Here is an 11,507-nt window from a genome sequence, read left to right as displayed (position 1 = left end):
TCGGGGCAGCCCACCACCTGAAGCTTCACCACATAGTGCGCGGGTACCATGCGGGTGTAGGCCGGATTGAACTGATGGTGCAGGTCGAGGCTTTTGAGGTATTCATAAATTTCGTCGATCCGCTCGGCGACAATCAGCAGCGGACCGGCTACCTGCTTGGCCATAAAATAGCGCATCGGCCGGCTGATGGACCGCGCCATGGTGACCTCCATCCCGTTTTTGGTTACGATGGCGAAGCTGCCTTCTATCGAGCGCACTTTAGCGGGGTTTCCGCTGCGCACAATTTCTTCCGCTTCTGCGGCGCTCATGTTCAGGATGATGTTGGCTGCCGGGTCGAGCAGGCTCACAAAGTCGTTGAGTTTAACGTAGGTTACGGGCATTATCTCTGATGTAAGTGTGATGAATGTTGCGATACTTTTTTTGGAATATAGGGCTAACACATCAAAAAGAAGGAAGATTTCGGACGTGCAGTTTTTAGCTGCGCGACACCTAAAGCCGGAGCGCGTACTTCACCTCAGAAATCCGAAAAGCCAAAGCGGGATGATGCGGCCGTAGCCCGTTTCGATATCATCGGCAGCAACCTGCGATCGGGCAGCACCTTTGAGCTGCGCGGGCGTCTTGTTTTTGCCGCCAACCTCAAACAGATAAGTACCGTCAACCCGGAAATCTCCGATGTTGGCATACTCCACGAGGTGAGCTGCTTTGAGCTGATTCACAAAGAAAGTCTCCCGCCCGGCGCCCTTGTTCACCTTATGCGGGGCGAGCGCATGCATAATATTGGTGTTTTCCATCAGGATCTTAGCCGGCTTCTGCATCTTCGTGAGCCCTTTGGCATCCTTGTACAGGTTGTTGATGATGTTCGCTTCCTCAAGGTAGTGGAAGTAGGAAACAAGGGTGTTTCGGTTGATGCCGATTCTGCTGCTGAGCTCCGTGACGTTCGGCGTGAAGGGCACCGATTCAGCGATGATCTGCATCAGCTGCTTGATTTTGGCCACATAAGAGATTTCGAGCCCCCGCAGCAGGGGCAGCTCTACTTCAAGCACGTAGTTCAGCACTTCTTCCAGTCGCCAAAGGTAGGTTTGAGGCGACTCCCGGAAAAAGGGATAAAAGCCATCCCGAAGATAATTTCTGAACAGCGGCAGCGGTCGCAGCACCGCGTTGATTTCAGCCGCAATGGCAATGTGATGCTCAATAATCTCCTCCAGCGGATAAGCCGGAAAGGTATGCCCGGCGGAGAGGGCGATGTATTCCCGGAAGCTGAGCCCCGGCAGCGTATAGGTGATTGCCCGTCGGCTGAGGTCGGCCCGCGCATTCAGGATTTCAAGGAGAGATGAGCCGGAGAACACGATTTTTAAATCCGGATAATCATCCCACGCATTTTTGAGTGCGCCTGACCAGCCGGGGTATTTGTGAACTTCATCCAGAAAAAGAAAGCGCCCGCCTGCCTTCACGAAATCATCCATAAGGTCAGTCAGTGAATGATTCATGAACCAGGCGGCATCAAGGCTCACGTACAGACTTTGCTCGTTCATCGGGAGGTTTTCCCGCATGTACTGTAGCATGAGCGTCGTTTTACCCGCGCCGCGTGCCCCTTTTATGCCAATGAGCCGCGACGACCAGTCGATCTCGTCTGAGAGGCTTCTTTTGAAGTGACGCTCAATCCGCATCACCTTTTGAACAGATTTTTCGAAAAGCTGCTGCATTAGATATTTTGCTTAGTGTAATAAGCAAAATATGAAATTATTGCTTATCAGAGCAAGCAAAATGAATATAGCAGAAGGAGTCCGGTGTTGATGAAGTGCAAGGGCTTGTTTGGTTCACTGAAACGATCTGATCGTTTTTGTAGCAAATTTCTTATGAGGGATTTCTTTTGAAGGAAGCCTTCCCTGCCTCACTTTTAGGATTGTACTTCGCGAACAATTACCAGACAAAAATTGCTTAATGCGCTAAGCAATTTTTAGATATTTATGCTTATTCTGATAAGCAATCTTGTTTTTTCGAAGAATCAGTATTTCAGCATGTTGAAGTGAGAGTCTTTGCTGAGTTCGCGGGCCTGTGCCAGGGTTGTGATGCCGCGCTCGGCGAGCAGCGGGATGAGGTAGGCGAATACTTCCGCGGTCGCGATGGCATCTCCCAGGGCGGAGTGCCGGCCCTTTACGGTGATGCCGAACTTTGCGCACAGCACTTCGAGTCCGTGCGCTTCGGCATCGGGGAAGAGCACAGAGGAAAGCAGCAGCGTGTCCAGCGCCGGCTGCGTGAAGCTGAGGCCGCTCCGTTTTTCGAGCATTTTGAGGAAGCGCAGGTCGAAGGCGATGTTGTGGCCTACAAGTACGCTGTTTTCGCACCAGGCGTGGAAGGCAGGCAGCACTTCCGTAACGGGCGGCTTTCCGGTGAGCATTTCGTTGGTGATGCCGTGTATTGCTGTGGATTCAGGACTCACAGGCCGGGAGGGCTTGCACAGCGCGTCGAAGGTGTCGTGCGTGAGCAGCCGGCTGTTCAGAATCCGGATGCCGCCGAAGGAGATGATTTCATCTCCGATGGAAGGGTTCAGGCCCGTGGTTTCCAGATCGAAGACGGTGAAGCTGAGTTCGGAGAGTTTGGCATCGGCCAGCTCGGGGGAGGTTTTGGATTGCAGGAAGATTTCAAAATCGTAATACACCGGCCGGGAGGCTGCGGGTCCCGCCGGGTTTGCGGCCGTGCTCTCTGCCTTTGTACCGGCCGGGTGTATTTCGGAAGCCGCGGGTTTTTCTGAGGGCAGCACAATGCAGAGCTCGGTCTGCGGCGCGTCGCTCAGCTCCCGGTTGGTTTTGATCCACACTTCTGCATCATGCCGGTCGAGAATCTCACCGGCTTCCACCGGGTGCGCGCTGCCTGCCAGGCTCGGTTTCTCAGCCAGCCAGCGCTGCAGCAGCTGCTCGTTGCGCTCCCGCAGCATGCCGGCAGTCAGCATCCGGATTTCACACAGGTTTTCGCGCTCCGTGACGTGCAGCTTCACCGACTTCTCCCCCAGCGCCTCGCTGATGCGGGTCTGCAGGCTCAGCAGAGTAAGCAGCAGGGCGTAGGTATCAACGCGGATGATGTTGGCCGAGTGTGCGTCCGGCAGGGTCACTTCCAGCCCGGTCAGGCTTGCTGCGCGCTGCCGGAAATTCTGCAGAAACTCGCTCAGCAGCACCGGATCTTTGGGCCAGTAGGAGCGGTAGGTCTGCTCGTATTCGCCAAGCACCTGCGTGACCTGCGAACCCAGCCGGCCGGCTTCGTCTTCGATAACGCCTACAAAATTCTGTCGCATGGCCGCGGGCATGTCGGGGTATTCGGAGAGGTTTTCCCCCGCCGCGCGTATGCTCGCAACCGAAGCCCGCACCTGCTCGGAAAGCTGTTTCAGCAGGGTGTCGCGCCCGGCGGCCTGCCGCATTTCCGGGGCGATGTTGCGCATAATCAGCAGCCATGCTTCGCTTTCCTCCGTGGTGCTTACGGGTATCAGGCTCAGCCGCACAAGGTCGCCCGAGGGCGCATAGCTTACGGCCGCCGACAGCGCCTTGCTGCCGGACCCCAGCAGCGTGCGCGATTCCTCAAAGAGGTAGTCAATCAGGCCGGCATCAAACAAACCGCGGATATTTTTCCCGAGACCGAGCCGTGCCTTCACCTGCGCATCGGCGGCCATTTCTTCAATTACAGGGTTGTACAGGGTGATGCGTCCTTCCCCCGAACACAAAATCACGCCGGAATGAAGCTCCGAAATAAGGGTCGCGAGCGTGCGCTTCTCCCGCTCCAGCTTCTCGTTGGCTTCGGCGATGCGGGCATCGGTTGACTGCCGGAGCTCGCGGTAGGCCGTATTCAGCCGGTTGATGGAGGTAATGAGGTTTCGGGTGAAGGTGCTTCCCCGCAGTTCCAGCTCCCGGCCGGTTTCAAATGCCTGAAGCGCATCATTCAGCCGGTTCAGCGGCTCCAGCATCCTGCTGAAAAAAAGCTTGAGTCCGGCAAAGTGTGCACCCGACAGCAGCAAAACCAGCAGCAGCAGCCCCCAGATCAGGCCGCTGCCCTCAATCGTTACAAAATCAAACTGCCAAAGCAGCACCGCAAACAGGCTCACGCTTGCGAGAATCACCCCGAAGCCCGAGAAAAAATACAGAGAGAAAAGCCTTTGCTCGTTACGGTTCACGCTGTGTAAGCTCCTTCACTTTTTTTATCAGATCCCGGGTTGAAAAGGGTTTGGTAACATAGGCATCAGCCCCGAGGTCCATCCCCTTTGAAATATCCTGCTCCCGGCCGCGCGCGGTTAGCATCACAACTTTAATATTTTTAAGGCGTTCGCTGCGGCGTATGTACTGCAGGATGTCAAAGCCCGATCGGTTGGGCAGCATCACATCGAGCAGTATCAGGTCGGGAATCTGTTTTTCAAGATGATCAATGGCCTGCTCGCCTGATCGCGCAATGAACGGATTCAGGCCGTTTTGTGCCATCAGAAATTCAAGTGAAATCACAATGTTGGGTTCGTCATCAACAATCAGAATGTTGGCAGGCATATGGAAGGAAAGCTCGTTTATGGACCGTAAAACGTGTACTGCAAAGTAAAAAAAAATCTGCTGTAAATTGCAGGAAAAGCGATTGCAAAGCCGGAAAAGGCAGCGAATTCGTGGTCGCATTCAAGTTTTGAATCAGCTTTGCCTGAGCCGCTGTTGTCTCCGGCAGTTTATGCTTCCCCATTCCGCTTCTGTGGCAGCTCAACCCTGAAGCGCGCGCCGCCGCCGGGGGCTTCCTCAACCCGGACGGTGCCGCCGTGAAGCGCGATCACGGATTTCACAATGCTGAGCCCCAAACCGGTACCGGGTATGCTCGCTTCGGTTGCGTGCCGGGCACGGCTGAATTTCTCAAAAACCAGCTCCCGCTCATCTTCCGGTATGCCGGGTCCGTTGTCCGTAACCTCAATTACGTAATGCTCACCCTCAGCGCCGAGGTGCAGGGTGATGCGCCCCCCGGCAGGGCTGAATTTCGAGGCGTTGGAAAGCAGGTTTACCAGCACCTGTTCCAGCTGATCTGCGTCGGCAAGCATCGGCATCGGCTCACAGCTTTCGAGGTCGTGGCTGAAGGCCTGTGTTTTTTCCGCAAACTGATGTCCGGTAGCCTGAACCGCATTTCGCGCGATCTCGGAAAGGCTCGTCTGCCGGAAATCGGCCTTCATCGCTCCCTTTTCGAGCAGCTGCATGTCCAGAATCTGCGTAATCAGCCGCGAAAGCCGCTCGGTTTCCCGGGTGATGATATCGAGAAACTCGCCGGCTTTTTCAGCCGGGATGCCGGGGTTGTCGCGCAGAATTTCGGTGAAGGCGCGGATGGACGTAAGCGGGGTTTTGAGCTCGTGCGTTACGGTGAACATGAACTCATCCTTCATTTCGTCGAGTTCGAGCAGGCGGGCATTGGCTTCTTTCAGCTCTGCCGTGGTGAGCTCGAGCGCGGCCGATTTCTCTTCCAGCTGCTTGCTGTAGGCCAGCGCCTGCCGCGTTTCGTCGAGCATGGTCATGATCTGTTCCATGCTCAGCGGCTCTTCCCGCGTAACCGACGACACTACCGTGCTCGCCGAAGCTGAGCCGATCACCCCGCCCAGCAGGGTTTCGGCATAGTTGATGAAGCTGTCCTGCTCGAAAATCCGGGTGCTGGCGTCGGGCGTTGTGCCGAACTGTTCGCGGTATTCCGTAAGCGCCCGCGCGGTGCGCTCAGCTCCGAGAAAACGCTGCATAATCAGGATGATGTCTTCGGGTGATGCGCTCCGTGGCCGTAAGCTGCCCCGAAGCTGCTGCCGGCCGGGATCGAGGGCGTCCACAAACAGGCTCGCCTGTGCCAGCTCCGAAAGGCCGGGCCGGCTGATCAGCGAGATGCCGAAAAAAAGGAGTCCGTTGAGGCTGAGCGACCAAAAGGCCGCGTGGGAAATCGGGTCGAGGTGCCCCACGCCAAACAGGGCATACGGCTGAAGCAGGGCTATACCGAACAGGCCGTTTTCCGTGATGCTGCTGCCCAGCAGCCCGGCGGTTTCCAGCGTGGGCAGTACGAGGGTAAACAGCCAGACTGCAAACCCTGCAAGCAGACCGGCAAGGGCACCGTTTCGCGAAGCGCCTTTCCAGAAAAGTCCGCCGAGTATGGCCGGGGCAAACTGCGCAACCGCTACGAAGGAAATAAGCCCGATGGAGACCAGCGAGTAGCCCTGATCCAGAAAGCGCACAAAAGAGTAAGCCAGCAGCAGAATGAGGATGATGCTCACCCGGCGGATCAGCAGCAGGGAGCCGGTGGCATCGGCACGGGAAGCGAAGTCGATGCGGCCGGACCGTACCAAAGCCGGAATCACGAGATCGTTGCTCACCATGGTGCTCAGCGCCACAACAGCCACAATCACCATGCCGGTAGCGGCAGAAAGCCCGCCGATAAAAGCGAACAGAGCCAGCGCGCTGCTGCCTTCAAAAAGCGGGATGGTGATCACGAAGGTATCGGCATCAACGGTGCCGCCGGGGAAGAGGAGCAGACCCGCCAGGGCTATGGGTATCACAAAGATATTGATGGCAAACAGATAAAGCGGGAACAGCCAGAGTGCTTTGAGGATGTGCTTCTCTGAAACGTTTTCAACCACCGAAACCTGGAATTGCCGCGGCAGAAACAGAATCGCAAACATGGAAATGAGGGTGAGCCAAAACCATTCGCTCAGGGGTATGGTGTCTTCCCCGAAAGAAAAAAGGCTTTGCAGACCCGGCTGCACCATGGCCTGCTGCCAGAGGTCGGCCGGACCGTCGAAGGTGAACCACACCACGAAAATGCCGACGGAAAGAAAAGCAACGAGCTTTACGATAGATTCAAAGGCGACTGCTGCTACCAGGCCTTCGTGCCGCTCGGTAGCATCAAGCTCCCGCGCCCCGAACAGAATGGTGAACACGGCAAGGATAAAAGTCGCGTACAGCGCGGTATCGGCCAGTATGCCGGTCTGACCTACATTGCTGCCGCTCAAAACCAGATAAGTGCCCGAAATGGCCTTGAGCTGAAGCGCGATGTAGGGGATGATGCCAATCACCGTAATGAGGGTCATGGCGATGCTCAGGCGCGTGCTCTTGCCGTAGCGCGAGGCTACGAAATCAGCAATTGAGGTGATGCGCTGCTGCTTGGCGATGCGCACCATCTTGCGCAGAATAACCCACCACAACAGCGCCATGAGCGTCGGACCCAGATAGATCGGCAGAAACCCGACCCCTGATTCGGCCGCGCGGCCAACGCTCCCGAAGAAGGTCCAGGCTGTACAGTAAACCCCAAGCGAAAGGGCATAAACGTAGGGATTGGCGATCAGGCTGCGGCCCTGCGCTTTTCGCCTGTCGGCATAATAGGCGATGCCGAACAGAATCAGCAGATACAGCAGGGAAACCGAAAGAATGATGTAGGGCTGCATACTCAGTCGGTCTCAGATTCATCGGCAGTTGAGGCTGAACGCCTCACAACCCATGCTGCCGCGATGATGAGCAGCAGCCATACCCCAAAAAGGTAAACCGGAAGGGCACCGCTCCCGGCCTGTATTGTTTCAAAAACGGAGGTCACGGGAGCGCTCAGCAGAAGCATACCACATAAAAACAGGAAAAAGAGGGCGGCAGAAAGGTTCTGTTCCATGGTATGTGCGTGCGGTTGAAGGATGAGTACTGTGGAAAGTAAAAAAGCGCGGATGATTTTAAAAGCACTGCTTTTCCCATGAAGCGTTCCGGCGTGCAAACGGTGCCTGCAAGGGGCGGCAGAAGAACGGAATTACAGTATAATTATGGGTTTGGACTAATATGAGCAGAAAAACAAACTCTAACCTCATTAATTAGATAACTCTATCAGGATTTAATTATCATAATATTTGTGTAAATGAATGGATGATTCTTTCACATATTCCATAAAAAAAGACCGAATCGAATTTTCAATATGGGCTGGAAATTCTATATTAAGCCCATGATATTAACCGTCCGCAAAAAAGGGATTTTCCCGGTTCAGCAGCTCAGAAAACTGGTCAGCTGCGGTGTTATTCAGACTGATGCTGCGTATCCTTTCGAAGAAGAACAGTTTCAGCCCAACTCAATCGACCTTCGTCTGGGCCGGGTGGCTTACCGCGTGCGCTGCGGGTTCCTGCCGGAGAATGAAACCGTTGAAGCCAAAATAAACAAGCTGTGTCAGCATGAGTTTTCGATTGAAAACGGCAGCGTGCTCGAGCCCAACTGCACCTATATTATTCCGCTGCTCGAGCATCTGAACCTGCCCGAAAGCACTTCCCAAACCTACAGCCTTTCCGGCGGCTCAGGCGGCACCTTCACGCTGGAGACCGAAAACCGCGTGAGCGCCCGCACAAACCCGAAAAGCACAACCGGCCGCCTCGATATTTTTACCCGCCTTGTAACGGATTATTCCCGCCGCTTTGAAGAAATAGCCCCGGGTTACTCGGGGCCTCTGTATCTGGAAGTAGTGCCAAAATCATTTCCCATCCGCCTTCAGACGGGTCAGAAGTTAAATCAGCTTAGGCTCAGGCACGGCAGCAGCCGCCTCTCTGATGATGAGGTGATGCAGGCGCACACCCTCACCCCAATCCTGTTTGGGGAAGACGGCAAGCCCATCCCCGATGCACAGCTCAAGCTGGATAACGGCCTTTTCATGAGCGTTGACCTGAAAGGCGGCACAGACGGCCTCATCGGCTACCGCGCCCGGAAAAACCGGGCCGTGATTGACCTGAGCAAAATCGGCCATTACGATCCCTTTTCGTTTTGGGAGCCGATTTATGCCAACAGGGAAGATTTTATTATTCTCGAACCCGAAGCATTCTACATTTTTGCTTCGAAAGAACGATGCCGGATTCCAGATCATCTCGCCGGCGAAATGGTGCCCTACGATACCGGCTCTGGGGAGCTCCGCACGCACTATGCCGGCTTTTTCGACAGCGGTTTCGGCGCCAATCCCGGCGGAGCCCGGGCCGTGCTGGAAGTACGCTCGCACGATGTACCCTTCCTTGTTGAAGACGGCCAAACCTTCTTCAGCATGGTGTTTGAAGCAAATACCGCCCTGCCCGAAACGAGCTACGGTTCGGGCGTGGTAAGCAATTATCAGGGGCAAAACCTTAAGCTAAGCAAACATTTCAAGCCCTGAACCGGTGCTGCCCGCGCCAGCCGACTGTTATTCTTTCATCCTTCTGCTACTATTGATTATTGAAGTAACCCTCTAATTATTATAACGCCATGACGTATGACCGAAGAACTGTTAAGATGTGTGTCTGCCATCGCAAAAAATTTGATGCTATCCTCGAACTCGCTCAGGAACTGAACTGCAAAACCGTTGATGACATCATTGCAAACGACATTGCCTGTAAAGGCTGCGGGATGTGCCATCCCTACGTGCAGAAAATGCTGCTCACCGGCGAAACCCGCTTTATTCCCGGTGATGTTTACGTGAAGTCACAGAGCTAAGCTGAAACATCCCGGAACTGCGTGCATACTTTTTATACCCCGTTTTTGGATGCTTTATCTCCGCTCGCTGAGCTGCCCGCCGATGAAACGCACCATGCCCTGCAGGTGCTGCGGCTCAAAAGCGGCGATGAAATCCGGCTGATAAACGGGCGCGGACTCACCGCTGCCGCCCGGCTGCTTCCCTCCGGAAAGAAAAAAGCGCAGGCGGAGATCGTGCAGCTCACGCAGGCTGAGCGACCCAAACCCCGAATTACCGTTTTTTTAGGGCTGCTCAAAAACAGGCAGCGGATGGAGTGGGCGGTTGAGAAGCTCACGGAAACCGGCGTTCAACGCATAATTTTAGGGGAAACGACGCGCACGGAGCGGCAAAAGCTGCGAGCCGACCGGCTGGAATCCGTTGCCCTCAGCGCGGCCAAGCAAAGCCTCACCGCCTGGATTCCGGAAATCAGCACGACATCCCTCGCTGAAATCATGCGCGAAATGGATGAAGCGGAGACCGGTCACATTCCCGTTATTGCACACGAAAAGATTGTGGAGGGTGAAGGGGGAAGGACGTCCCGGAGTTTCAGGGAGCTGATTTCGGATCGGGAAGCCGCTGAGGTCACAGAATGGGTGCTGTTTATCGGGCCGGAAGGCGGCTTTACGGATGACGAGGTCAGCCGGCTATCTGCGCTGCCGCAGGCCCGGCTGCTGCACCTCGGTCCGCAGCGCCTCCGCGCTGAAACGGCGGCTGTAGTTTGTGCGGCGCTGTTTGGCTGCTCGGGTTAATTCTGTCAGGCTGCATTTTACCCCGTGCCCGGGTTAAGGCCGGAAACGCATCGCCCTAAAAAAATAAGCCGGTCCGCATCATGGCAGACGCGAACCGGCTTTGTTCGTGATGTCTAAACAACCAAAGACATCACACCAACAACGGGCCTGCCTTCCGGAACAGGATGTTGTTTTCGAGATGCACGTGCTTGTGCAGGTCCTGCTCGAATTCGGAAAGTTTGTGCCAGAGTACGCGCCAGGTGGTGCAGGCCATTTCGGGCGGGTTGTAGCCCCGGGTTAAGGCATTGATTTCTTTCATCACCGCACCCGCGTGGTCGTGCTCGTTTTCCATTTCGGCCAGCTCTGCCTTTAGGGCATTCCTGAGTTCTTCGGCTATTGGTGTGCCCGCTTTTTGGCGGGCTTCCAGCTCGAGCAGCAGCGGGAATACGCGGTCTTCTTCGCAAGCAAGATGGGCCAGCAGCTCGGGGACAAGCCCCTTGAACAGCTCATGAATCCGGATGTTTACCGGCAGCGTTTGCCCGTGGCGGTCGGCAACCTTTGCTGACCAGGCGAGGATTTCGTCAGTCGCGCCGCGTACATAGCGGTGATGTTTTTCTGTAATCCAGCTGATGAGCAGGCTTACGCTCCAGGAGGCATAATCGAGGGTTTCTGCGCTGCTTTGCCGCACAGCCAGATTTAACTCCTCAAGCAAAACATCCGCTGGCAGGTTTTTTCTTTTGCAGGCTTCCGCAACGGAGATGCCCCCGCCACAGCAGAAATCGATATTGTACTTGCTGAAGACGCCGGCTGCCTGATAGTTCAGGCTCACAATCTCGCCGATTTTATGTTCTGAGGATATGGTTTGCATGGGTTCTTTTGGTGAAGTGAATAGGTCCTGCTAAAGCAGCGCCGGGTTCGGGTTCAGGTTCAGGTTCAGGATTGGGAGGTCGGTCGGTTTCAGGCCTGTGCGGGTTTTCTGCGAAGGGCCATGAAGGCGATCAGGATGGAAAGCAGCGCGATAAGCATGCCTGCTATGCCGAAGCCGGCTGAGGTAAAGAAGCCGTCTCCTTCAATTTCGCTTACGCGGATTATGCCGCGCATGTAGGGGTGAGGGGTACACATATAGGTGTACTCACCCACTTCCGTGAAGGTAAACGACCAGCTTTCCGCATGGGTGAGCAGCGGGGAAACAAAGCGCTCGGGTCCGCCAATGGCTACGGCGTTGTGCAGGCCGGAAAACTCGCCGCTCAGGTAGGTGAACACATCTTCATTGATGAAGGTAACCGTGGTGCCGGGCTTGATGTCGAT

General features: G+C 55.3%; 10 protein-coding genes and 1 pseudogene. 3 read left to right on the top strand and 8 right to left on the bottom strand.

Going from position 1 to position 11,507, the window contains the following annotated elements; genetic code table 11:
* From LAT75_RS13380 to LAT75_RS13355, 6 genes and pseudogenes are all read right to left on the bottom strand, one after another.
* Positions 1–380 (bottom strand): annotated as a pseudogene (locus tag LAT75_RS13380) (asparagine synthetase B family protein); the annotation flags it as partial.
* A gap of 129 nt (positions 381–509) precedes the next feature.
* Positions 510–1,703 (bottom strand): AAA family ATPase, encoded by a 1,194-nt coding sequence (locus tag LAT75_RS13375; RefSeq protein ID WP_291483180.1) that lies wholly within the window; start codon positions 1,701–1,703, stop codon positions 510–512.
* 302 nt (positions 1,704–2,005) lie between these two features.
* Complete coding sequence (locus LAT75_RS13370; protein WP_291483179.1) at positions 2,006–4,159, bottom strand: exonuclease domain-containing protein; 2,154 nt, start codon at positions 4,157–4,159, stop codon at positions 2,006–2,008.
* Positions 4,149–4,523 carry a response regulator gene (locus tag LAT75_RS13365; RefSeq protein WP_291483178.1) on the bottom strand — a complete coding sequence of 125 codons (375 nt, stop codon included), beginning with the start codon at positions 4,521–4,523 and terminating at the stop codon, positions 4,149–4,151. Before LAT75_RS13365 ends, LAT75_RS13370 begins: the two co-directional genes overlap by 11 nt.
* 167 nt (positions 4,524–4,690) lie before the next feature.
* Positions 4,691–7,417 (bottom strand): sensor histidine kinase, encoded by a 2,727-nt coding sequence (locus tag LAT75_RS13360; protein WP_291483177.1) that lies wholly within the window; start codon positions 7,415–7,417, stop codon positions 4,691–4,693.
* A 2-nt stretch (positions 7,418–7,419) separates the two neighbouring features.
* A complete protein-coding gene (locus tag LAT75_RS13355; protein WP_291483176.1) occupies positions 7,420–7,632 on the bottom strand; it encodes a hypothetical protein in 213 nt (70 codons plus the stop codon).
* A 321-nt stretch (positions 7,633–7,953) separates the two neighbouring features.
* Here LAT75_RS13355 and LAT75_RS13350 point away from each other — a divergent pair, with 321 nt between their 5' ends.
* From LAT75_RS13350 to LAT75_RS13340, 3 genes are all read left to right on the top strand, one after another.
* A complete protein-coding gene (locus tag LAT75_RS13350) occupies positions 7,954–9,135 on the top strand; it encodes a 2'-deoxycytidine 5'-triphosphate deaminase (protein WP_291483175.1) in 1,182 nt (393 codons plus the stop codon).
* A gap of 89 nt (positions 9,136–9,224) precedes the next feature.
* Positions 9,225–9,452, top strand: coding sequence for a hypothetical protein (locus LAT75_RS13345; protein ID WP_291483174.1), 228 nt, complete (start codon positions 9,225–9,227; stop codon positions 9,450–9,452).
* Between the two features lie 45 nt (positions 9,453–9,497).
* Positions 9,498–10,220 (top strand): RsmE family RNA methyltransferase, encoded by a 723-nt coding sequence (locus LAT75_RS13340; protein WP_291483173.1) that lies wholly within the window; start codon positions 9,498–9,500, stop codon positions 10,218–10,220.
* A 130-nt stretch (positions 10,221–10,350) separates the two neighbouring features.
* On the opposite strand, the gene ric is transcribed toward LAT75_RS13340, so the two are convergent.
* Together ric and LAT75_RS13330 are read right to left on the bottom strand one after the other, a co-directional pair.
* Entirely contained in the window at positions 10,351–11,067 is a 717-nt protein-coding gene (ric, locus tag LAT75_RS13335) for an iron-sulfur cluster repair di-iron protein (protein ID WP_291483172.1), read from the bottom strand.
* Between the two features lie 89 nt (positions 11,068–11,156).
* Positions 11,157–11,507 (bottom strand): plastocyanin/azurin family copper-binding protein (locus LAT75_RS13330; RefSeq protein WP_291483171.1); only part of this gene is annotated, 351 nt, incomplete at its 5' end.

Source organism: Cyclonatronum sp., from assembly GCF_022565315.1.
Classification (GTDB): Bacteria; Bacteroidota; Rhodothermia; order Balneolales; family Cyclonatronaceae; genus Cyclonatronum.
This window is presented reverse-complemented; position numbering and strand designations above follow the sequence as displayed.

What these genes read in the sequence shown, in the direction of transcription:
- ric (WP_291483172.1), bottom strand. Translation starts at nt 11,067, where the DNA reads ATGCAAACCATATCCTCAGAACATAAAATCGGCGAGATTGTGAGCCTG.
- LAT75_RS13345 (WP_291483174.1), top strand. Translation starts at nt 9,225, where the DNA reads ATGACGTATGACCGAAGAACTGTTAAGATGTGTGTCTGCCATCGCAAA.
- LAT75_RS13365 (WP_291483178.1), bottom strand. Translation starts at nt 4,523, where the DNA reads ATGCCTGCCAACATTCTGATTGTTGATGACGAACCCAACATTGTGATT.
- LAT75_RS13350 (WP_291483175.1), top strand. Translation starts at nt 7,954, where the DNA reads ATGATATTAACCGTCCGCAAAAAAGGGATTTTCCCGGTTCAGCAGCTC.
- LAT75_RS13360 (WP_291483177.1), bottom strand. Translation starts at nt 7,417, where the DNA reads ATGCAGCCCTACATCATTCTTTCGGTTTCCCTGCTGTATCTGCTGATT.
- LAT75_RS13375 (WP_291483180.1), bottom strand. Translation starts at nt 1,703, where the DNA reads ATGCAGCAGCTTTTCGAAAAATCTGTTCAAAAGGTGATGCGGATTGAG.
- LAT75_RS13355 (WP_291483176.1), bottom strand. Translation starts at nt 7,632, where the DNA reads ATGGAACAGAACCTTTCTGCCGCCCTCTTTTTCCTGTTTTTATGTGGT.